Source organism: Corynebacterium sp. NML140438 (assembly GCF_001875725.1).
Classification (GTDB): domain Bacteria; phylum Actinomycetota; class Actinomycetes; order Mycobacteriales; family Mycobacteriaceae; genus Corynebacterium.
Window position 1 is genome coordinate 86032 of sequence record NZ_MLCQ01000029.1, and the last position, 22121, is coordinate 108152.

Annotated in this window: 16 protein-coding genes and 1 tRNA gene; 4 read left to right on the forward strand and 13 right to left on the reverse strand. The window is 64.0% G+C overall.

The window, feature by feature from the left end; translation table 11 throughout:
- Nucleotides 1–103: 103 nt before the first annotated feature.
- From BJP08_RS08955 to BJP08_RS08975, 6 genes are all read right to left on the reverse strand, one after another.
- On the reverse strand, nt 104–676 hold the full coding sequence (locus BJP08_RS08955) for a recombinase family protein (RefSeq protein WP_071569266.1): 573 nt from the start codon (nt 674–676) through the stop codon (nt 104–106).
- Between the two features lie 15 nt (nt 677–691).
- Nucleotides 692–1867 (reverse strand): DUF262 domain-containing protein, encoded by a 1176-nt coding sequence (locus BJP08_RS08960; RefSeq protein WP_071569267.1) that lies wholly within the window; start codon nt 1865–1867, stop codon nt 692–694.
- A gap of 3 nt (nt 1868–1870) precedes the next feature.
- A complete protein-coding gene (locus BJP08_RS08965) occupies nt 1871–2779 on the reverse strand; it encodes an adenine-specific methyltransferase EcoRI family protein (protein ID WP_218160229.1) in 909 nt (302 codons plus the stop codon).
- Nucleotides 2718–3014 (reverse strand): adenine-specific methyltransferase EcoRI family protein, encoded by a 297-nt coding sequence (locus BJP08_RS11775; RefSeq protein ID WP_255364811.1) that lies wholly within the window; start codon nt 3012–3014, stop codon nt 2718–2720. Before BJP08_RS11775 ends, BJP08_RS08965 begins: the two co-directional genes overlap by 62 nt.
- 381 nt (nt 3015–3395) lie before the next feature.
- Nucleotides 3396–3472 (reverse strand) — tRNA-Met (locus BJP08_RS08970).
- Between the two features lie 134 nt (nt 3473–3606).
- Nucleotides 3607–6561 (reverse strand): UPF0182 family protein, encoded by a 2955-nt coding sequence (locus BJP08_RS08975; protein ID WP_071569268.1) that lies wholly within the window; start codon nt 6559–6561, stop codon nt 3607–3609.
- A 115-nt stretch (nt 6562–6676) separates the two neighbouring features.
- On the opposite strand from BJP08_RS08975, the gene BJP08_RS08980 reads away from it, so the two are divergent.
- Together BJP08_RS08980 and BJP08_RS08985 are read left to right on the forward strand one after the other, a co-directional pair.
- Nucleotides 6677–7174, forward strand: a complete 498-nt coding sequence (locus BJP08_RS08980) for a PPA1309 family protein (protein ID WP_071569269.1) — start codon at nt 6677–6679, stop codon at nt 7172–7174.
- A gap of 19 nt (nt 7175–7193) precedes the next feature.
- Nucleotides 7194–7877 (forward strand): hypothetical protein, encoded by a 684-nt coding sequence (locus BJP08_RS08985; protein WP_143110085.1) that lies wholly within the window; start codon nt 7194–7196, stop codon nt 7875–7877.
- On the opposite strand, the gene BJP08_RS08990 is transcribed toward BJP08_RS08985, so the two are convergent.
- On the reverse strand, nt 7874–8962 hold the full coding sequence (locus tag BJP08_RS08990; protein ID WP_071569271.1) for a PDZ domain-containing protein: 1089 nt from the start codon (nt 8960–8962) through the stop codon (nt 7874–7876). The genes BJP08_RS08985 and BJP08_RS08990 overlap by 4 nt on opposite strands.
- A gap of 93 nt (nt 8963–9055) precedes the next feature.
- Between BJP08_RS08990 and BJP08_RS08995 the strand changes: the two genes are divergently transcribed.
- Entirely contained in the window at nt 9056–10417 is a 1362-nt protein-coding gene (locus BJP08_RS08995) for a zinc-dependent metalloprotease (RefSeq protein ID WP_071569272.1), read from the forward strand.
- Here BJP08_RS08995 and BJP08_RS09000 read toward each other — a convergent pair.
- Entirely contained in the window at nt 10414–10923 is a 510-nt protein-coding gene (locus BJP08_RS09000) for a M48 family metallopeptidase (protein ID WP_071569273.1), read from the reverse strand. The two genes, BJP08_RS08995 and BJP08_RS09000, sit on opposite strands and share 4 nt — an antisense overlap.
- A gap of 55 nt (nt 10924–10978) precedes the next feature.
- On the opposite strand from BJP08_RS09000, the gene BJP08_RS09005 reads away from it, so the two are divergent.
- Complete coding sequence (locus tag BJP08_RS09005; protein WP_083428494.1) at nt 10979–11818, forward strand: hypothetical protein; 840 nt, start codon at nt 10979–10981, stop codon at nt 11816–11818.
- A 13-nt stretch (nt 11819–11831) separates the two neighbouring features.
- On the opposite strand, the gene BJP08_RS09010 is transcribed toward BJP08_RS09005, so the two are convergent.
- The 5 genes from BJP08_RS09010 to BJP08_RS09030 are packed head-to-tail and all read right to left on the reverse strand — an operon-like array spanning nt 11832 to nt 22103.
- Nucleotides 11832–13880, reverse strand: a complete 2049-nt coding sequence (locus BJP08_RS09010; protein ID WP_071569274.1) for an ATP-dependent DNA helicase UvrD2 — start codon at nt 13878–13880, stop codon at nt 11832–11834.
- Nucleotides 13881–14642, reverse strand: a complete 762-nt coding sequence (locus BJP08_RS09015) for an NAD(+) diphosphatase (protein ID WP_071569275.1) — start codon at nt 14640–14642, stop codon at nt 13881–13883.
- 7 nt (nt 14643–14649) lie between these two features.
- A complete protein-coding gene (locus BJP08_RS09020; protein ID WP_369816429.1) occupies nt 14650–15747 on the reverse strand; it encodes a TrkA family potassium uptake protein in 1098 nt (365 codons plus the stop codon).
- A 10-nt stretch (nt 15748–15757) separates the two neighbouring features.
- Nucleotides 15758–19048 carry an ATP-dependent helicase gene (locus BJP08_RS09025; RefSeq protein ID WP_071569277.1) on the reverse strand — a complete coding sequence of 1097 codons (3291 nt, stop codon included), beginning with the start codon at nt 19046–19048 and terminating at the stop codon, nt 15758–15760.
- Nucleotides 19041–22103: an ATP-dependent DNA helicase gene (locus BJP08_RS09030; RefSeq protein ID WP_071569278.1), complete on the reverse strand. Its 3063-nt coding sequence runs from the start codon at nt 22101–22103 to the stop codon at nt 19041–19043. The genes BJP08_RS09025 and BJP08_RS09030 overlap by 8 nt, the downstream gene beginning before the upstream one ends.
- Nucleotides 22104–22121 lie beyond the last annotated feature (18 nt).

The following is a 22121-nucleotide window of genomic DNA, read 5'->3' on the forward strand; positions in this document are numbered from 1 at the left end:
GCCCTGCAGCACCCCCACGCGCTCAGGGCGTCGCTAGTGCTGCCTAGTGCTCGGCTTGCAGGACAGTGGCACTAGCGACGCGGTCACTGTGGGGTCTGGGCTGTTATGCGTCAGCCTCAAGGCGCTCGATGGCACGGTAGATAGTGGGTCTGGACACGTTGAAGGTCCTAGCGACAGCACTCACGGACTTGCCGCCGTCGAGTAACTCTTTGGCCACCTGGGCCTGTTCGTTGCTGAGCTTCGGTTTGGGTCCGGCTACCCTGCCCTGTGCTCGGGCGTGGGCTACTCCCTCACGTGTCCGCTGTATCAACAGGTCACGCTCCCACTCAGCCAGTGACGCCATGACGTTGATGACCACCTTGTCGGCAGACCGTGAGGTGTCTAGCGCTGGTTCGAGCACCTTGACGTTAATATCGCGATCCGCCAGGTCAGCGATGGTGTTGACCGTCTCTGCGAGACTGCGGCCAAGACGGTCGAGCCTGGTCACGACGAGGGTGTCGTCGGGTCGCATGTATGCCAGCGCGTCATCGAGGCCGGGGCGTTGCCACTTAGTGCCCGAGATGGTGTCGGTGTAAATGTGCGCAGCATCGCAGCCAGCGTCGATGAGCGCTTCACGTTGGGTGTCGAGAGACTGCCCTTGCTTGGAGGTCGAAACACGCGCGTAGCCGATGAGCATGGTTAATCACCGACTTTAAGCGTTGCCTTTGGCACGGTTGTGCGACTTGCAGAGCAACTCGCAGTTGCTCTCCTCGGTCGATCCACCCTTGGACCACGCAGTGACGTGATCAGCGTCCATTTCTTTAAGCGCCCAGATCTTTGCTTTCTTCTCATCGTGACCGATAGCGCAATACGAGCAGTTGGAGACACCCTTCTGTTTTGCAGCATCAGTCTGGCGCTTGTAGACGCGCTTCTTCACCGCTTCAGTGAAGACACGTACGTTAAGTAGTTTGGTGTCTGTCTTGCCGCCAAGCAGGTACTCGTAGATACCCTTCTTGGACTGAATTTGCGGGTCAGACAGCAGCTCCTTTGCAGCAGCCGTCATCTCAGTCGCGTTGTAGCCTTTGGCGCCGTACTGCTCATACAGCGTGTTCCACGCGATGCCGCGCATCGTCGTGTCTGTCATCTTGAACACACTTGCTGCCCAGTCGATAACTGCAGTGAAGTAAGTCTGTAGTTCGTTGCAGTTATCGTCTTCACGGTGCTTTGCCATGTAGCTGTCGATGGTGGTGCCTTCACGCTGGGCGATCCAGTCAAGTGCTACTTCAAGCACCTCCTGGCGGGCTGGGTCGCCCTTAACGAAGTTCGACCATTTGGACATGATGGCAGAGCCGGAGTTGGAAAAGACCTTCTTAGCAGCATCGACGAACTGACCTGAGTACACGGCGTTACGTAGCTCTTGGGCTGTAAGTGGCACACCAACGATGTTGATGGTTTTGAACCACTCCTTGATCTCGGCCTCAGTGCCATAGCAGTCGTAAATGAGCAGCTCAGTCTCAAGGATCTGCTCTTGCTGGTGTTTGCCCAGCGACGAGAAATACTGCTCATTGCCGTCAGTGTCTTTGACGACGAACAGGTCTTTGTAGAAGCGCCCGATAGAGGTAATGCGCTGCTGACCGTCGAGGATCTCGAACTTGTCTTCGTCCTGCTTGGGCTGGTTGAAGTAAATTAGCCCCAGTGGATAGCCCTTGAGCAGCGAGTCGATGACGGCAACGTCTTTCTTACCGTCGTTGTAGATGTAGTTGCGCTGGTACTCAGGCTGGATGGTGAGGTTGCCAGCCAAACCGTACAGACCTTTGCCTTCGAGTTCGTTGTAGTGGAATCCGTCAACGATGTCACGGATCTTGCGGGGGTTGAGTTTTGCTTCCATGGCTTAAGACTCCTTGACATTGGGGTTGCGGTGGCGGATAAGAACTCTGCAATATGGTTTAGTAAAGAATTGTCCGTCGACCTCGTAGTACGTCACGTCTTGAGGCTCTGTGTCATGCGGTATGGCGGCACCGTCATTAAGCTTGCCCACCCGAGATCTAACGCCGTTCTTGCTGACCTGAATCTGGGTTGGATAGTTCTTGAGCTTCAACCCCGAATGATCGTCCCATGCCTGCGTGATCCCGAGGATCTCAAACTGGTCTGGGTTGTACTTGTCGAGGAACGAGATGGGGACACCCATCATGCCGTCGTAATCGTTGGGGATTCCCTTGGTCTCTGGTACTTCTATTGCGTCGTAATTGTCGTACTTTGGATACCCCACGTTTCGGACCGTCTTTGAACCGTAGATCATGTTGTCCTCCATCGACATGAGCACGAGCTGTTCATGTCGGCGTCCATGCTCAATGTTGGTAAACCATCTAACACCCTTTACGCGGACGAATTTATTCCCCTGTTCATCCACACGCTGACCTGCAGCGGTAAGTGGGTAACTTTCGGGTACACGAAATTCGCGATCACCGCTAGAGATTGAGGGGCCGTACCAAACCTTGTTGTCTTTGAAAAGCGGGAATACCTCTTTATAGGTAACCGCGTTCATGTTCCCGATAACGGAGAACTGGACGTTGCCATCAATCAGCCACGCAAGGAACTCGCGGAACAGGGAGAACGGTGGGTTGGTGATAACGATGTCGGCTTCATCGCGGAGTTTCGTGACCTCTTCAGAACGGAAATCGCCATCGCCTTCAAGGTAATCCCACTGGAGGTCTTCTTTGTTAAGGCGCCCGTCATCGTTAAGGTCCTTGCCCTGTTCCCATGACGTAAATGCGTCCTCGGAGCCAGGTGTCGTCTTCATTGAACTTCTCGTCCTGGTCCTCGCCAAGCGCGAAGTCCAGTAGCATCTGCCCTTTCTCAGTCACGGCTGGGTTTGACGCCGGTGCATAAGAGGTAGAGATCAGCTTCTTCAAGCCGAACTTCTCAAAGTTCAGTGCAAAGTACTTGGTGAAGTTGCTTGCTCCTGGATCATCACACGGCAGCAGCACTGTCTTACCCCTGAACACGTCGGGGTCGTATTCGAGATAGGCTTGCATCTCGTTTCAATGTCGTTCCACTGCGTGTAAAACTCGTCCTTCTTGGCAGTCTTGGCTGTGCCTAAGTTAGTATTGCCGCCCATTGCCTACATCACCTTGTAGATTGATTCAGTCTTCATCCTAAAAATGCGCGAGACCCGTGCCCTATAAGACGGCATCCCGGTAACTCGCGCTCAAAGACAATCTTAGCGGAGCGGTGATGATTTTCTAAGACCGTTCGAGACAGAACATCCGAAAAACATGCGCCATTTTGTTGGCGTGTCACAGTCTTACGCGCTGCAGGATTTTGAGCCCAGTGCACCATCTAGTGCACCAAATGGCGATTTCAGCACAAAATGAAGAAGACCCCTACCAGGATATTCCCTGGTAGGGGTCGGAAGTTGGTAGCGGGGGCAGGATTCGAACCTACGACCTCTGGGTTATGAGCCCAGCGAGCTACCGAGCTGCTCCACCCCGCGTCGGGTGATGTTGAATTTTCACCTGCTGCCTTAACGGGCAACGAGTGATAACTATACGCACGACCCTTAAAAACACCAAATCCCCTGCGCACCTCACGGATTCGCAGGGGATTCAGGCTGTCACACGGGAAGGGTTACATGCTCTGATATTCCTTCACGGCGCGGTCGAGCTCGTCGAGCGCCTTGCCGTACTCCTCGAAGGAGCCGTTGCGTGCGCCTTCCAGGTTGCGCAGCGCGTCGTTGATGTTGTTCAGGGCCTCGTCCTTGTTACCGGCAGCTGCTGGTGCTGAGGTTTCGGCCTTCTCACCATCGGCTGGTGCTTCCTTGGCAGGCTTCGTGTTGCCCTTATCGTCGACGATGTCGATGTCCTGGGCGGCCTCAGAGTGAATGCCAACCTGCTTCAGCGCCTGGGAGATCGTCGGCGCGTAGCCGACCTGGCCGCGGTAGAACACGAGCACGCGCAGCAGCTTCGGGAAGGCAGACGCCTGGTCCTTGCGCTGCGAGTAAATCGGCTCCACGTAGAGGATCTCTCCCCCACCGACCGGCAGGGTGAGCAGGTTACCGTTCTTCAGGTCGTTGGTGCCCTTCCACAGGGTGCGGTCACGCGCCACCTGGTCGGAGGACATCAGTGCGTCCTGCGCCTGCTTCGGGCCCTGGGTCTGCGTGTTGGTTGGCAGCACGCGGACGGTGATCTGGCCGTAGTTCTCCGGGTCGGAGGACACGGACATGTGCGCGGACAGGAACTCACGGTTCAGGCCACGGAACGGCGTAATCAGCTGGAAGGAAGGCTGGTTGGTCTCCGGGTCGCCGGCAACAACGTAGTACGGAGGCTGGTTGAGTTCCTTGCGGCCTTCCGGCGCGGTCGGGTCGTTCGGCACGGACCAGAAGGCGTCGTTGTTGAAGAACACGCCTGGGTCGTTCACGTGGTAGCGAGCGAGTAGTTCGCGCTGGACCTTGAACAGGTCCTCTGGGTAGCGCAGGTGGTCACGCAGTGAATCGGAGATGTCGCTTGCCGGGCGCACGGTGTCTGGGAACGCGCCCATCCACGCCTTGAGCACCGGGTCGTTTTCGTCGAACGCGTAGAGGTCCACCGTGCCGTCGTAGGCATCAACGGTTGCCTTGACGGAGTTGCGGATGTAGCCGACGTTGTTGTTCAGTAGGCGCTGCGTGGTCCCGTCCGGGTTCAGCGCATCCTGCGTCGTATCCGTCAAGGATTCGCGCGTTGCGTACGGCAGTTGGGACAGCGTGGTGTAGCCGTCCACGATCCACTTGATCTTGCCGTCGATCACGGCCGGGTAGGTCTTGGAGTCCGTGGTCAGCCACGGCGCGACCTTCTCAACGCGCTCGCGTGGGTCGCGGTCGTAGAGAATCTTGGACTCGGAGCCAACGCGGTCGGACAGCAGGAACTTCAGCTCCTGGTACTTCGCGGAGTACGCGATGCGGTTGACCCAGTTGCCGATGTTGACGCCACCTTCGCCCTGGTAGGTGTAGGTGGAGCTGTCCGTGTCGTACTCGACGGGGCCCTGACCGTTATCGCCGACGATGGCGTAGTCCAGCCCGTCGTTCGCAGAGGCGATCACCGGGCCGTAGTAGACGCGGGGTTCGTCGACCTGGATGCCCAGCTCGTCCGCCTGGTCCTTCTCAGCAGCAATCGCGTTGGACTGCAAGTCCGAGACGGTGAAGATTGGCAGGCCACCACGGGTGGAGCCGGCGTCCTGCGCGGCCTCGTCAACACGGTTGGCCTGCGCTGCAATGAAGCCGTTGCCGTGGGTGTACACGGTGTGGCGGTTGATCCAGTCACGCTGGTTTTCGCGCAGCGCGTTCGGGTCCATCTCGCGGGCCGCGACGACGAAGTCGCGCATCTTGCCGTCAACTTCGTAGCGGTCCATCGCCAGCTGGTCGGGGAAGCCGTAGAAGTTACGCAGCTGCTGGTTCTGGGTAAAGGTCGGGGAAATGATCTCCGGGTCCAGTAGGCGAATGTTGCTGATCGTCGCGGCGTCGTCCGCGACCTTGTCGTTGGAGACCTTTTCCGCGCCCCAGTTGTCCTGGTACTCCACTTGCTCGTCCGTCAGGCCGAACGCGAAGCGGGTGGCCTCAATGTTGCGGGCGATGTACTCGGATTCCTTCGACTGGCGGTTCGGCTTGACCGAGAACTGCTCCAGCAGCGCCGGCCAAACGCCCCCGACCACAAGCGAGGACACGAGCATCAGCACCGCGGCCATCACAGGAACTCGGAAGTCCTTATATACAACGGACGCGAAGAACGCCGCCGCGACAAGCACCGCGATGACCGTCAGGATCATCTTGGCCGGCAGCGAGGCGTTGACCGTGGTGTAGGACGCACCGGTGAAAATGTCGTTCTGCGAGTACAGGAGGGTGTAGCGCTCCAGCCAGTAGCTGACTGCCTTGAGCACCATCCACAGGCCGGCAGTCACAGCAAGCTGCACGCGAGCGGCCGTCGAAATGTGGCCCGGCACCCCGCTGACCTTATTGCCGATGCGGATGCCGCCCAGCAGGTAGTGGCCCACCGCGCCGACGATGAAGGCGACGAGCAGCAGGAGCGAGAGGCCGTCGATAACCGCGGTGATACCCGGCAGCGCGAAGGCGTAGAACCCGAGGTCCTTGCCAAACTGCGGATCATTTACGCCGAAGGATTCTCCGTTGAACCACAGCATGAACGTGCGCCACAGGCGCTGCCCTGCCAGGCCGGAGAAGATCGCGACCACCACCGGGACCCACACCAGGAGCGTGCGAACGCCCTGCTGCAGGTTCACTTTGGTCCGCGTGTCGCCGACGACGGCTTCGAAGCTCAAGGCTTCCTTCGTGCGGCCCCGCCACGCACACCACGCGGCAAGGTAGGTGATTAGTGCGCCGACGGCGGCGAAAATTACAAACAACACCACGCGCGCCACGATGACGCGGTTGAAGACCCCACGGAAGTCAAGCTCCCCGAACCAAAGAAAATCGGTGTAGAGACCGATCAGGATCGGGATGAAAAACAGCAACACACCGAGGACGCCAATCGTGACGGCGAGCCCGGTGTTCTGCTTTTTCGCGTGGGGCTGTGGTTGGCTAAGGCGGGTGGCCAAATCCTGCTCCTTCGAAATAGTCTTAGTACGCGTATTAAGGTTCTATCTTAAAAAGTGTAACGCCTGAACTGACAGAAGGGTTCCCGTGCTCAACCAACAAGCATTAAATAAGGCCATGTCCGAAGCCGTCGAGTTCGTGCACGCGGAAGGCTGGGACCAGGGGCCAACGCTGTTCGCGCTCGTACCCTCCTCCCTGCTTGTGGACGAGCTCGAGCAGCTCGAGGTTGACGACGCCTCTTCGCCCCTCACCCTCGTCGTGCAGGACAACCTGCCGGACAATATCCGCCCCGGCTCCGAGGAGCTGGCGGAGTACGTGGCGCGTATCGCCTGGCCACACGCGGTGGAGGGAGCCGTGCTGGCGCAGGAGATCATGTTCCGGGACACCAGCAGTGACGACCCCTCGCCGCGCCCGGCGCGCCTCTTCTCCGGTGTGCTGCGCGAGGAAGGCATCGAGCAGACGCTGCTGCAGATGCGCCTGACCGAGGAGGAGCTTGAGGAGCGCGGCATGTTCGCCCAGGACGATATTGAGCTTCGCGGCGGGCCAAACGTGGCGCCGAATGTGATTGCTGCGTTACGCTACGGTTTGGAACAAGACCCAGATGAGCTGTCCTAAGAGGATGAAGGAGCACACCGTGGCTGCATTTTCGAACGTTTGGCGCCGGCGCGTCGGCACTCCAGCGGTGCTGGCGATGGCGCTGGTGGTAGCTACCGCGTGCGGTGGCAAGGACGACCCGACGGAGGAACCGACCACGACGGAGGCACCGACCACGTCCTCTGCTGAGACCTCTGCGTCGCCTTCGCCGTCGGAGTCTGAAACCACAAAGGCCACGGAGACTACGAAGGAGGCGGAGGGGACGTCGACAAGCACCACGAGCACCGCAAAGAAGGACGACAACGGCGTTGCCGAGGTCGCGAAGCAGTTTTCGACGCTCGCTCCGCCCGAGTTCTTCGAAAAGCTGGATAGCTGCACCCCGACCGGGCTCCCGGACGCGTTCGATTGCAGCAGCTCCGAGATGGGTCAATTCCAGTTCATGGAGTCTGAGTCCGTCGCCACCACAAGTACGCAGGTGCTCACCGAGCTGCGCTCGAGCGAAGTCGTGGAAGACACCGGCCGCTTCGTGGTCGGCTGGTCTACCGTTGGGTCCTCTGCCGTGGTGACCGTCATTGATAATGACAAGGGCCAGATTATGAAGCAGCTGCTCACCATGGACCGCGAAGGTCCGCGCGAGCACATCTACAAGCTTGGGCTGGCGAAGCGCCCAGAGGGTGCCCCGTCCCCCGCGGAGGCAACCACCTCCACGGAGTCTGACTCCTAGCTGCAGCTGCGCACCGGCTGGCCGTGGGCAAACGCGTCCATGGCCTTCACGGCGTCGTCAAGCGTTTTGACTGCCGCGACCTGCATCTCCCCGCTGTCCGTGCGCATGACTTCCGCGCAGTTGCCCTCGGGCGCGAGGAAGAGCTCCGCACCGGCGTCGCGCGCACCGGCGATCTTGTGGGAGATGCCGCCGATTGGGCCGACCTCCCCTGACTCGTCAATCGTGCCGGTGCCGGCCACGAACTTCCCGCCGTTGAGCAGACCCGGCGACAGCTTATCGATCACCGCCAGCGAGAACACCATCCCGGCACTCGGTCCACCCACATCGTTGAGGTTGTAGGTCACCTGCACGCCGTCGGCCGGAGCGGACGTCATCAAGATCCCCAACATGGGCACCTTCGCATCCTCCGGATTCGCGCCGAGCGTGATCTCCTCCGTGTGAGGTGCGCCGTCACGCAGCACCTCCACGGCGAGTCGGTCCCCGGGGGCGTGCTCGCGCACGATGCGCTGCACCTCGCGCGGCTGCGACACATCCTTGCCCCCGACGCGCGTGATGGTGTCCTCTACCTGCAGCACCCCATTCGCGGCGCTGTCCTCCATCACCTCGTGGACCACCACCGTGGTCGGGCGCCCGAGGTAGTTCATCGCGGCGATCGTCGCCGCCGACTCCGAGGCGACGAAGGCCTCCTGGTTGCGCTGCTTCATCTCCTCCCGGTTCGTATTCGGAGGCATGATCTGCTCCAGCGGCACAATCGTGTCATCCGTGGCGATCCAGCGGGTCAGCGCCTGCACCAGCGTCATGTTAGTGCGCACGGACACCGTAGTCATGTTGAGGTTGCCCTCCGTTGCATCGGAGTCCGCTCCTTCGATCTCGACGACGGGCACGCCCTCAACGTCGCCGAGCGTGTTAAACGTCGGCCCCGGGCCCTGCGCCGCGTACGGCACGGCCAGGGAGATATCGGTGCCAGGAATATGGTCGAGGCTCAGGGCCGCGGCCAGCGCCACAAGGGGGATGGCGCCCCACACAATCGTGGCGAGGCGGCGGCTGCGCGGCTGTGCCTGTGCTCGTTCTTGCTCGGCGTTCATCACGCCCACAAATCTTAGATGTTCGCCCACAGCGTTGCGATTTACCCGCTTGCAGCCGACACAACCTGCACACACGACTGTAGGGTGGTGCCTATGAGCAATGGATTCGGATTTACCTTCCCCAACAACGACAACGACGGTGACAACGGTGACGGCGAGCGTCGCAACCAGCAGAACAACCCGTTCGCCGCGTTCGGGTTCGGGGGCAACGTTGGCGGTGGTCAAGGTGGCTTGGGCGATATTTTGAACCAGTTCGGGCAGATGCTCTCGGGCATGGGTTCGACGATGAACGCCCGCACAGAGGGCGAATCCGTGAACTTCGAAATGGCGCTGCGCATGGCACGCCAGCACGTCGGCGATAAGGTTGCGGTCTCCGCGGGGGATCGCACCGCGGTTGAAGAGTCAGTGCGGCTCGCCGACCTCTGGCTTGACGACGCCACTACGCTGCCATCCGCAAACGCCCAGCCGCGCACGTGGAACGCGGACGACTGGCTGGTTGAGACCATGCCGATGTGGAAGCGCCTGGTCAACCCTGTTGCGGAGCAGATGAACCGCGCGCAGCGCGACACCATGCCCCCTGAGGCCCGCGAGATGATGGGCCCGATGGTCGGCATGATGGAGCAAATGAACGCCATGAACTTCGGCGTCAAGCTCGGCCACGCGCTCGGCGACCTTGCCGAGCAAGCCCTGACCGGCTCCGACTTCGGCCTGCCCGTCGCACCAGCAGGGGTCACAGCCATCTTGCCGAAGAACGTCACCGCTGCCGCCAAATGCCTCGAGATCCCCGGCCAGGAGGTCCTGGTCTACATTGTGGCCCGCGAGGCAGCGCGCCAGCGCCTGTTCAAGCACGTGCCGTGGCTCGTCGAACGCCTCGTCTCCTCCGTTGAGGAGTACGCGGCCGGCCTGGAGATCGATACCTCGCAGCTCGAGGAGATGGCGCGCGGCCTGAACCTGGAAAGCGGCGACCCACAAGCCATTCAGGAGGCGCTCCAGCAGTTGGAGGGCGCAGACCTCTCCCCGCGCGTGACCTCCCGCAACGCGTCCGCCACCGCCCGTTTGGAGACGCTGCTCGCGCTCGTCGAAGGCTGGGTCGACGTTGTCACCGACGCTTCCTTGGCGGACCGTATCCCGTCGACGCCGCAGCTCGCCGAGGCGTGGGCCCGCCGCCGCGCAACGGGTGGCTCCGCCGAGCGCGCGTTCGCGAACGTCGTCGGCATCGAGCTGGGCGCCCCGAAGGTCCGCGAGGCCGCCGAGCTGTGGCGCCGCGTCGAAAACGCCGTAGGCCAGGCCCGCCGCGACCAGATCTGGGACCACCCGGACTTCCTTCCAGCGCCCGAGCACCTGTCCAACCCGGCGGCGTTCATCGACACCCTGCTCGACGATTCCTCCGACGACAACTTCGACGAAGAGCTCGCCCGCCTGGAAGAGGAACTGCGCAAGAACGACGAGGATTAGCCTTCCCCGCCGAACCGTTGGTAGGCCTCAAGGTAGCCCTTCGCGCGTTCCGCGAGGGGTGCTTTGTCTGCCCACGCCCAGAACTTCGGGCCATGCCCCGGGATGAACGTGTGCGTCAGCTCGTGCACAATCACCGCGTCGAGGACGTAGCCCGGCACGTGCTGCAGCCTGTCACTAATCCGAATCGTGCCCCCTGACGGGGTGCAGCTTCCCCACCGCTTCGTCTGGTTCGACACCCACCGTATCGAGCCCACCTTCGCCCGCCCCTCAAGCACCTGCTCGTTGAGCGCCTCCGCGCGGGCCTGGAGGTCGGCGTCGCTGACGTGCTGGTGGCGGGTCTTCCTCCGGATCTTCCGCATCATCTCGGCCACCGCCTCGCGCTCCTCGCGCTCGCTGAACCTGGCTGGGATGCGAACTTCCACGACGCCGTCGATAAGCCGGGCCTGCACAGTGCGCGTGCGCCGCGGCGAGCGAATCACCCGATACTCAAACTCCGACTCTTGCATGCCGAAGATTGTATGCTGTACAACCGACACAGCCACAGGGGCACAAGGGGGAAGCATGTGTAACCAGTCGGAATCTGTCATTCAGCTGGCGATGGGGGTACAGGTACTCAGCAGGGGCCCGCACGCGCTGCAATTCGGGCTCGACGCCACACGCAGCGGCATCATCGAAGTCGGCGACGCCCGCGCGGTCGCCGCGGTCCTCGACTCACTGTCGGCCCCGCAGCCACTGCCCAAGGTGGTTCGCCGGTTGGCGGTCTCCATGGACGCGGATGCCGCGCGCAGCCTCATCCAGGACCTCATCGCCTACCGCATCCTCGTCGAGGTTTCGCGCCACGAGGTACTCCTGGTTGGCACCTCAACGCTGGCGAACACGCTGGCAGAAACACTGCGCACCAGCGGCATCCACGTGCGCTCCCCCGATCCAACCCAGCCACTCTCCCGCTTCCTTTTCGACGCGCCCTCGCCTCTCCCGCTCATCATCGTCGACCAGGCGCACCGCACCCGGGCACTCGCCGCGTACACCCGGCACCGCACAGGCCCTGTGATTCCGGTGCTGCAGATCGACGCCCGCGTCCTCGTCGGCCCCTACGCCGTCGGTGTCGAGGGTCCGTGCCTGATCTGCCGCGAGCACTACCTCCTCGAGCGCGACCCACAGTGGGCAACGATCGCCGCCGCGGCACCCGCGGGCGTGCGCAACCCGGACCCGGTCGTGGTCCAGGCAGGCGTGGTCGCCGCAGCAACCATGGCCCGGCGGATCTGCCAGCTGCCGGACCCGCCGGGCGTATCCGCCCCGGACCCCCGCACCGGCGACACCCTGCTTGCGGACCCGTTCAACCGCACCCCGCTGAAAACGCTTCGCCTGCAGCCGCACCCCGACTGCCCGCTGTGCTTCTAGGTGTTTATCGCGGCTAGCGGAACTCCTCCAGGGTCTCTAGGACCTCGGCGCCGTAGCGCTCCACCTTCACCGGACCCACCCCCGACACGGCGAGCAGGCCCTGTTCGTCTTCCGGCATGGTCTCCGCGATGGCGAGCAGGGTGGCGTCGGAAAACACCATGTAGGCGGGCTGCTTCGCCGCCCGCGACGTCTTCAACCGCCAGCGCTTGAGCGCCTGGTAGACGTCCTCGTCAATGTCGGCGTCGCAATCCTGGTGCCGGCCGAGCGCCTTGTCCGCCGGGGCGAACAGCACGTTGCCGCACACCCGGCAGCGGCGCGTCTGCTTCAACCGCTGCGGGGTGTCCTCCGCCTCAAGCTCGGGCACCAGCCCGTCCAGGAAGCGCGAGCGCGACCGCGACTTCCTGCCGCCCTCCTGCCTGGCCAGCGCCCACGACAACTGCAGGTGCTCCCGGGCGCGAGTCACGCCGACGTAGAAAAGCCTGCGCTCCTCCTCGATGTTCTCATCGCCCGCCTTGATCGCGTGCGAGATCGGCAGCGTGTTTTCCACCAGCCCCACGAGGAAGACCGCATCCCACTCCAGGCCCTTTGCCGCGTGCAAGCTGGCGAGCGTGACCCCGTCAATCGCTGGGGGCTGCTTCGCCTCCGCGCGCTGGCGCAGCGAGCGCAGCACGTCCTCCAGGCTCGAGGCCTCCTTCGTGTGCACGATCTCCTCGATGAGGTCCACGAGTGCGCGCAGCCCCTGCCAGCGCTCCCGGGCCTGGGCGCCCTCCGGCTCCGTCGGCGTCAACCCGAGCGGGGCGAACGCCGCCTTGGCCACCACCACCGGGTCATCCGGCAAGTCGTGGCGCCGGGTTGCCGCCACGAGCGTCTGTAGCGCCTCGCGGATCTCACCGCGCTGGAAGAATCCCTCCCCGCCGCGCACCTGGTAGACGATGCCCGCGTCCGCGAGCGCCGCTTCAAACGCCGCCGACTGCGCGTTAATCCGGTACAGCACCGCGATCTCCTTGGCCGGCACCCCGGAATCGATCAGGCGCTGCACCGCCGCGGCAACCTCGCGGGCCTCCGTCGGTTCATCGTCGTAGGCGTGGAACGTCGGCTGCGGACCGGACTCCCGCATACCGATCAGCTCAAGCCTGGTGCCCGCGGCCCTGCCCGTCGCGCGCGAGATCACCGCGTTGGCCAGCTCCGTAATTTCGGGCGTCGAGCGGTAGTCCCGCTGCAGCTTCACCACCGTGCCGTGCTCGTAGGTACGCGAAAAGTTCAGCAGGTAATCCGGGGTCGCGCCGGTAAAGGAGTAAATCGTCTGGTTCGCGTCCCCCACCACCGTCAGGTCATCGCGCTGGCCCAGCCAGCCCTCCAGCACCCGCTGCTGCAGCGGGGTCACGTCCTGGTACTCGTCCACCACGAAGGACTGGTACTGGGAGCGGAACTCCTCCGCCACCGCCGGCGCGTTCTCCAAGGCACCCGCAACGTGCAGGAGGAGGTCGTCGAAGTCGATAAGCATGCCCTGCGGGCTCGTCTTCGCTTCCTCGTACAGCCGGTAGACCTCCGCGACCTTCTTCGGATCCGTCGGCGGGGTGCGGTTCGTATCCGCGATGCGGTCCACGTAGTCCTCCGCGCCGATCACGCTGGCCTTCGCCCACTCGATCTCCCCCAGCAGGTCGCGGACCATCTCCTTGTCCGACTCCAACCCGGCCGCTCGTGCCGCACGTCCGACCAGCGGGAACTTGTTATCGAGCAGCCGCCACGGCAGATCCCCCGCAATCTGCGGCCAGAAATAGCGCAGCTGCCGCATCGCCGCCGAGTGGAACGTGCGCGCCTGCACGCCGCCAATGCCCATCGTGCGCAGGCGATCGCGCATCTCCCCTGCCGCGCGCTGTGTAAACGTCACCGCCAGCACCCGGTTCGGGCTCACCGTGCCCTGGTCAATCATGTGCGCGATACGGTACGTAATCGTGCGCGTCTTACCCGTCCCGGCACCAGCCAGGATGCACACCGGGCCACGAGGAGCGGTCGCCGCAACCCGCTGATCCTCATCCAACAAACTCAGGTCAACAGTCACTTACGCTCCACTCCCGTCCTCGTTGAACTCTCCTCGAGCCCATTGGTCAATCATCCGCCGCGCAATCGTCCCAGGCACCGCCAGCGTGACAGTGTCCAGCTCGTCGCGGCGCAGCCATCGCAGCTGCGTCAGCTCCCCATCCACGGACCCCACAGCATCAACATCGCTTGTCGACGCCACCATCCCCAACATCAGCGCACCCGACAGCGCCCACGGCTGCGACCCAACATAGCGCACCTGCCCGACACGACGCCCCGTTTCCTCCCACACCTCACGCGCGAACGCATCCTCGATGGTCTCACCGACGTCGATGTAGCCCGCGATCAGTGTGAAGTAGCCCGGCCGGCGCGCGTTTTCCCCGAGCAAAATCTGCTGCCCATCCGCGGACTGCACCACCCCGATCACCGACGGGTCAATGCGCGGGAACAGTGGTTTCCCGCTGGCGCCACGCGCGACGATGCCCGCCGCGCCCCAGGCGACCTCGCTGCCATCGCGCGGGTCGAAACGCAGCTGGCGCTGGTTGCGCAGCAGGCCGAACCCGCGCGCAACCAGGTAGTCGCTTGCGTGACTGCGGCAAGTGCCGAAGCGCTCGCCCATCGCCTCAAGCTGCGCCTCGCTGACCAGCACCGCCCACACATCGTCGCCGACGTGCACTGTCTTCTCGGCGTGTGGTTGGGCGGAGGGGGCGTCGAAAAGTGCGGGTGCACCGTCTGCTCCCAGCACAAACCTGCCGGCGGCATCGAAGGCAATGAACCGCTTCATACGCCGTCTACTCCGTCGGGCGCGTGCGCTCTGTCAGCGGAGTCGGCTGCGTCATCTGCACAAACAGCAGGCGGTCGCCAGGCTCGACCGTCTCGGCCTCGGGGGCGTCGATGCGGTAGAGCTCACCGGAGCGCACAACGCCCAGCACAATGTCGGCGAGGTGGCGCGGGTTCGCCCCGACCTCGTCGTCCGCGATCGGGCGCTCCGCCACCGCGAACCCCTCGTCCGGGCTGAGCAGGTCCTCCATCATCTCCACCACCGGCGGCGTGACCGTCGCGATGCCAAGCAGGCGACCCGCCGTTTCGGAAGACACCACCACGGAATCCGCGCCCGACTGCATCAGCAAGTGCTGGTTCTCGCTCTCGCGGACGCTGGCGACAATCATCGCGCTCGGCGCCAACTCACGCACCGACAACGTGACCAGCACCGCAGTATCGTCCGAGGACGGCGCCACCACAACAGAGCGCGCACGCGCCACACCGGCAACCTTCAGCACACCCGAGCGAGTGCCGTTGCCGTGGACGGTGACCAGGCCGCGTTTCTCAGCGTTCGAGAGCACCACGGCGTCATCATCAACAACAACGATGTTGCCCGGCGCGGTGCCGCCGGCGAGCAACGCGTCCACCGCGGACCTGCCCTTGGTGCCGTAGCCGATAACGATGGTGTGATTGCGCACTGTTCTCCTCCATTGCTGAATCTGTAGCGTCTTGCGGGAATCCTCGGTCAGCACCGACAGCGTGGTACCGACCAAGAGCATCAGGAATGCCACACGGCACGGCGTGATGACCAGGATGTTCATCAGGCGGGCGCTCTGTGTCACGGGCGTAATGTCGCCGTAGCCGGTCGTTGAGAGCGACACCGCGGAATAGTAGAGGGCGTCGATAAACGTCAGTGGCTCCGTGTACCCCTCTTTGTCGAAGTAGACGACCGTCGCCACGGCCAGCACCAAGATGGCTGCGTAGCCGAAACGCCTCGCCATCAGCGCCCACGGAGTTGTGCGTTCCGCCGACGGGATCCGCACGACATCCAGCAGGGTGTGCACCGGAATTTCCGACGGGTCCGCGTCCGCACGGAACCGGTCACTCCATGACAACGTAAACGGCAGGTTCACTCCGCTATCCTTCCTCGCTACTACGGCGTGAAACTGTACCGGAAGTCGCGCCGTTTGCTGCATCTTCCAACAATTCCGTCAACTGCTGCGCATCCGGCAGGTCGGTGGCGGTGAAGTCCTTACCATCGCGCACGTAGAAGAACACGGCGCGGACGGGGCGGCCGTCGTTGGCGATGCGCTTCCACGCCTCCGTGTACACCGCCAGCTGCAGTTTCGCGGCCTCCATCGCCGCCCCCACCGGGCGCGTGCCCGTCTTCCAGTCGACGACGACCCAGCCGTCGCCGTCTTCGAAGACCGCGTCCATCCGGCCGCGGACCACCGCCTTACCAAGCGCCAACTCGAACGGGCACTCCACGTGCGTCGGCGTCTTCGACGCCCAGTGGCTGTCCTCGAAGTTGGCTTTCAGCCGCTTGAGTGTCGATGGATCCACCTCCGCTTCGCCCATCCCCGGCAGCTCGTCTTCGGTCAGCAGCGCGTGCGCGCCGTAGAAATCCTCGATCCACTCGTGGAAGGCGGTGCCGCGCTTCGCGTACTGGTTCGGCTTGAACGGCACCGGGCGACGGGCCCGGCGCGCGAACTGCTCTGCATCCGCCTGCATGGCCACCATGTCGGAGGCCGTCAACTCACCGGGCAGCATGACGGGCACGTCCGGCGACTGCGCCGCCTTGTGCTCCTCAATGAGCGCGGTGGCGTCGCGCTCCCACAGCTCGTACAGCTCACCGGCGGCGGGCGCGATCTCGGTCTCAAGTGCACCTCTCACCAGCTCGCTCGGGCGAGTTGCCTGGCTGTTCGCGGCGTGCGCGGCCTCGTAGGAGGGTCGTGGCCACGTACCGACGGCCGCCTCTGGCTGCGGCACTGTTATTGCCTCGGCCTCATCTTCTGGTTCCTCCGGCATCTCAAAGCCCTCGAACGCCGCGAAGTGCTCGTAGGGGCCGTTCGTATTCTTGCCAGTCAGGGAAGTCTTCGACCCGGTAATCAGCAGCTTATTTTCGGTGCGGGTGATGGCAACGTAGAACAGGCGCGCCTGCTCCTCCGCGAGGTCCTCGCCGATGTGTTTGCGCCACGCGTCCGCAGCCTTCTGGAACCCCGTACGGTGCTCAACGTCCGCAAAGTCCTCGTAGATATCCGGGTCGCCGAATGTCTCCGGCTGCAGGTACGGGATCTGGGACAGGAAGGTCTCAATCTTCGAGCTGTACGTGTCCTTGTCCGCGTGCAACACCGCGACGGTGTCCCACTCCAGGCCCTTCGCCTTGTGCACGGTCAGGATCTGCACGCGGTCCCCCCGCACCGTGACGTTGCCCGGCGTCAGGCCGTCCTCCTGTTGCTTGGCCAGCTCGAAGTAGTCCAGTAATGCCTCCACACTGGTGCCCGGGTACTGCTCGACGTAGTGCAGCAACTGGTCCAGGTGTACCGTCCCCGCCGAGGACTGCCGTGCCAGCACCTCAACGCGGATCCCAAACACCTCAATGATGTCCGCGAACAGGTCGCTCAGCCGCTTGCCCAGCGAGTTGCGCCGCAACTGGCGTAGCCGCGACGCCAGCAGCCGCAGCCGCTTGTAGCCCTCCTCGCTGAAACGCTCCGGCTCCCCCAAGTCCGCCACCGCGTCCGCCAACCCCGCGGGCTTCGCCTGCTGCATCTTCAATGCCTCCGCCTCAAGTGCCAGCTGCGTCAGCTCCTCGATCAGGCGCTCCTCCGGGTCCGCCGGCTTCGGAGCGTCCTCCTGCGTGGCCGACCCCTCCGCGCGCGCCTGCAGGTTCTTCGCACGCTCGGCGAGCGCCTCCATATCCGCCAGGCCCAGCCCGACCGACGGGCCTCCCAACACGCGCAGCGCCGCCGCGGAGTCCTCCGGGCGGACCAGCATCGTCGCGACAGCCAGCGTGTCCTGCACCTCCGGGGTATCCAGCAGCCCGCCGAGCCCCACAATCTCGTAGGGCACCCCGCGTGCTTCAAGCGCCTGGGCAATTGGCTGCGCCTGCCGATTCTTCCTCGTCAGCACCGCAGCCGAGAGTCGCTCGCTCTGCTCGAACTGCTGCTGCAGCGCGTCGGCGACGAACTCGATCTCCTCCTCTTCGCGCTCGAAGAACTGCATCACCACCTCGCCCTCCGCGGCGTCCTTACGCGGCGCCAGGGGCTCGACGGCACGCTGCTCCCCTGTGCCTAAAATTGCGGTAGAAACCTGGTTCGCCATCTCGAGCACCTTGCTCGGGTTCCGCCACGAAATGGTGAGCTGCTTCTTCGGCGCCGGAGCACCGTGCGCGGCCGGAAAATCCTCCACGAACGCCGCAAGGTTCTCCGACGTCGCCCCGCGCCACCCGTAAATTGCCTGCATCGGGTCGCCCACCGCCGTCACCGTCAACGTCGGGTCTTGGCCCTGCCCGAACAGGCTGCGCAGCAGCACACGCTGCGAATGGGAGGTGTCCTGGTACTCGTCGAGCATCACCACGCGGTACTTCTGGCGCTGCGCAGCCCCCACCGATGCGTGCTGCTCCGCGAGGAGCGCCGCGATGTTCATCTGCTCATTAAAGGTGACCACGCCGCGCTCGCGCAGGGTCGCGTTGAGCTGCTCAACCAGCGGCAACATCATCTGGCGTTGGCGCTGCTTGTTGCGCCACCCCGTCATCTTCTGAGAGAACTCGGTCTTGCTGCGCGGCGACTTCGGCAGCGACTCCGTCTCTTTCAGGAAGATCTCCGCGGCCTCATCAATATCCTCAGGTCTCGCCAGCGCGTTGCCGATCGCGGTGGTCAACCCAAGCAGGTCGTCCACCACGGTGCGCATCGCTGGCGCGGGTGCGCCATCCGCGACGAGCGGTTTGTTGTAATTACGCACAACCTCGACCGCGATCGAGTGCAGCTCAGCCTGCGTGATCAAGCGCGCGTCCGGCTCCACCGGCACAAGCAGGCCGTAGTCGCGTACGATCTGGCCTGCATAGGAGTCGTACGTGGCGACGGTCGGCGCGATCACCTCTAAACTTTCCGCCAGCACGCCCGACGGGTCGAGCTCCCGGACAAGCTTGCGATGCCGCGCCAACGCCTGCAGCCGATGCCGGATCCGCTGCCCTAACTCACGCGCCGCTTTCCGGGTAAACGTCAGGCCAAGTACCTCCTCAGGCCGCACATACCCATTCGCGACGAGCCACACCACGCGGTCCGCCATCGTCTTCGTCTTGCCCGCACCAGCGCCCGCCACAACCAGCATCGGCCCCGGCGTTGCCCCGATCACTTCCGCCTGCTGGTCACTCGGAGGGAACGCGTCCCCGAGCGCCTGAAAGAGTGCTTGGGGTGAAACATCAGCCATCGTAAATCATCGTCCCTTCGATCTGGACCGGGCACAGTGAGCGCACAGCACAGTGGTCGCAGTGCTTGCCCGCTTGCGCTTCAAGCTGTGGGCCCGTTGTCTTGCTGGGCAGTGGCGCGATGAGTTCCGTAAACTCCGCAAGCTCATCAGCCTCCTTGCGCGGTTGCACCCGCTCTGTTGCCGCGCCAGCGCCGTGCTTCGAATACACCAGCACCGCACCGCCGACGTTCAGGGGTTCCTCCCCGGAGGTGGACGTCGTCACGCGGACCCCGTCGCCTTCACCGACGAGCGTCCCATGACTCAGCGCGAGCTGGTAGGCCATGAGCTGCTCGAACTCTTTCGCGGCGTCGATGGAGAGCATCGTCGACCCCGTCTTGAGGTCCACGATATGAACGTGGCCATCTGCCTCCCGGTCCAGCCGGTCGGCGCGCCCGCGGATGTGGACGTCCTCGGTGACCTGCACGGAGATCGGCACTTCCACGCCCACTTGTGCGAAATGGAGGTTGCGATTCTGCCACCACGTGTGCGTGCGGTCCAGCATCGCCTCGAAATCACGGAGTTCGGCATCGGCCTGCCACGCGGGGGCGTCGAGCATCGCGCGGTACGTGGCCATCGTGTGCATCCGCGCCTGCCCCTCCGGCACGCCCCGGCCCAGGGCTTCGAAGTAGGCGTGCACAATCGAGCCGACGATCATGGGCATCGAGCTATCGAACCCGAGGCTTCGCTCAAGCACGGAGCGCATCGGGCACTGCAGCAGCGCCTCAATTCTCGACGGCGACAACGTCCGCTGCCCTGCAACCGCCACATCCGTCGAGGGTTCGGTGGTGGTCCACCACTGCTCCGGGTCCGCGAGCGGCACCCCTGCCTCCACCAGCCGGGCGATCTGGCGTGCGGCCTGGCGCCGGTCCGCCTCTGTGCTGTGCTCCTCGTCTGCCAGTGTCCGGCGCAGCTCTCCCAGGAAATCGTCACGGGACAGCACGCGCACCACCGTCGCCTCCACGCCTTCGCCTACGGCCTCCGCGTCGTCCGCGGACAGCGTCACCTGCTGTGGGACAATACCGGTTTCCTCGCAGAGCTCCTCGATGAACCGGGAAGGCTCGAGTACCTCCTCGCCTTCCACCTGGTCGACGGCCGTGACCAGGACACGCTCCGTCGCGCGGGTCAGCGCCACGTGGAAGAGGCGACGCTCCTCCTCCAGTCGCTCCCGCAGGTGCGACACCGGCGTGGCGGGATCCACGTCGTGGTCCGCCAGGTCCACCAGATCCTGCTGGCCGAAAATTGAGCCGGTCTCCCCCAGGCTCGGCCACTCGAGGTCCTGCACACCCGCGACCACGACCCTGCGGAACTGCCTGCCCACCGCGCCGTGCGCAGTCAGCAACGCAACGGCGTCCGGCGTTGCCGCCCGGCGATCACGCACACCAGTAGGCAGTTCCTGCTCCAGCATGCTGTTGACGAACAGCTCGAGCCCACCCTGGGTTTTGCGCTCGGTGAAGTCACCGGCAGCGTCGAAGAGCGCCATGACAGCGTCAAGGTCGCGGTCGGCCTGCGAGCCCGTTGTGCCGCCGCGCAGCGCCACCGCGGTGAGGTGCTCGGCCAACCCCGTGGTGTGCCACAGTGCCCACAGCACCTCCTCCACGCTGCCGTCGGCGTCGTAGACCTCCCTGGCGGCGTCGAGCACCTGACGGATGCGGCGCAGCATCTGCAGCTCGCGGTCCGTGAGCACCGCGCCGAAATCCGGCAGCTCAGCCTTGGAAACCACCAGTTCGCGCAGTGTTTCCTCGGCGCGTGTATCCGGCTTCCACCGCCGCAAGCCCCGCAACAAACGCCGCAGCGTGACGGGGTCCGTCCCGCCGATCGGTCCGAGTAACAAGTCGCGCCACTGCTCCACCGTCAGCGGTTTGTATAGCGACTGCAGGCCAAGCAGCAGTGAGGCAACGATCCGCTGTTCGCTGAGCACCACGTCCGTCGGGTTCAGGGCGACGGGCACGCCTGCGTGCAGCAGCGCGCGCCGGAACGGCTCGATGAGCCCTGTTGAGCGCACCACCACCGCCATGTCTCGAAACGGTACTTCCTCCTCGAGGTGCGCGCGCCGCAGCGCGTCCGCCACCGCCGCGAGCTCCGCCGTCGGAGTCTGCGCCAGCGCCACCGAAACCTCCGGTTCGCGCCGCGTCTGCCCCAGGTCAATCACGGTGTGCTCCAGGCCCCCAAGGGTGGTAAAGAACTCCGGGCTCGCCCCGCGGAACTGGTAGACGGACTGCTCCAGGTCGCCGCCGACCACTCCGAGTGTTGCCCCCTTCAACAGGCGCTCCACGAACTTCGCCGCCGCCGGTGAGAGGTGCTGGGCGTCATCCACGATCACGGTGTGCCACGTCCGCTCCAGCGGCAGATCGAGCGCCTTCGCAATCAATTCGGATGCCGAGTAGCGCACCGTACCAGTCAGCGCCATGACCTGCCGGTATTCCTCCAAAAAGTCCCCGGCCGCGCCCCAAATCTCCTGCCCGTAGCGGGCCCCAAGCCCCCTGAGTCCGTCTGCGTCCAAGCCGCGCTCAATCGCGCGCAACAAAAAGTCACGCAGCTGGCGGGCAAAGCCCACCATCGGCAGCGCCGGGCGCAGCTCCGCGGGCCAGCTCCCGCGGCCGTCCTCGGCGTGGCCCTGCAGCAGCTGCCGGATCACCGCATCTTGCTCCGCGCCGGAGATCAACCGCAGCTGCTCCTGCTGCTCCCGAAGCACCGCGAACGCCAAGGAATGCACAGAGCGCACCATGGGGCCGTCGGCGACGAAGTCAGTACCGGCGAGCCGCTCCGAAATCTCGGCGCGAATCCGCGCGGCGGACTCCTTCGAATCCGTCAGAAACAGCACGCCCTCCGCGTCCGACTGCTTTTTCGCAGACGCCACAAACGCATCAATCAGGAAGCTGGTCACGCCCGAGCCCGCCTGGCCCGTTACCTTCCATACCCCCTCGGTAGGAAGCGGCTGCGACCACGTTCGGGTCTGCGTGAGCTGTTGGCGCGGAACGAGAAACGCGCGAGGAGTGGCGGACGGCTGGTCATTCATGGCCACCATTGTGGCACG

Coding starts and splice junctions, on each gene's coding strand:
- BJP08_RS08955 (WP_071569266.1), bottom strand. CDS start 676: ATGCTCATCGGCTACGCGCGTGTTTCGACCTCCAAGCAAGGGCAGTCT.
- BJP08_RS08960 (WP_071569267.1), bottom strand. CDS start 1,867: ATGGAAGCAAAACTCAACCCCCGCAAGATCCGTGACATCGTTGACGGA.
- BJP08_RS08965 (WP_218160229.1), bottom strand. CDS start 2,779: ATGAAGACGACACCTGGCTCCGAGGACGCATTTACGTCATGGGAACAG.
- BJP08_RS11775 (WP_255364811.1), bottom strand. CDS start 3,014: ATGCAAGCCTATCTCGAATACGACCCCGACGTGTTCAGGGGTAAGACA.
- BJP08_RS08980 (WP_071569269.1), top strand. CDS start 6,677: ATGTCCGAAGCCGTCGAGTTCGTGCACGCGGAAGGCTGGGACCAGGGG.
- BJP08_RS08990 (WP_071569271.1), bottom strand. CDS start 8,962: ATGAACGCCGAGCAAGAACGAGCACAGGCACAGCCGCGCAGCCGCCGC.
- BJP08_RS08995 (WP_071569272.1), top strand. CDS start 9,056: ATGAGCAATGGATTCGGATTTACCTTCCCCAACAACGACAACGACGGT.
- BJP08_RS09000 (WP_071569273.1), bottom strand. CDS start 10,923: ATGCAAGAGTCGGAGTTTGAGTATCGGGTGATTCGCTCGCCGCGGCGC.
- BJP08_RS09005 (WP_083428494.1), top strand. CDS start 10,979: ATGTGTAACCAGTCGGAATCTGTCATTCAGCTGGCGATGGGGGTACAG.
- BJP08_RS09015 (WP_071569275.1), bottom strand. CDS start 14,642: ATGAAGCGGTTCATTGCCTTCGATGCCGCCGGCAGGTTTGTGCTGGGA.
- BJP08_RS09025 (WP_071569277.1), bottom strand. CDS start 19,048: ATGGCTGATGTTTCACCCCAAGCACTCTTTCAGGCGCTCGGGGACGCG.
- BJP08_RS09030 (WP_071569278.1), bottom strand. CDS start 22,103: ATGAATGACCAGCCGTCCGCCACTCCTCGCGCGTTTCTCGTTCCGCGC.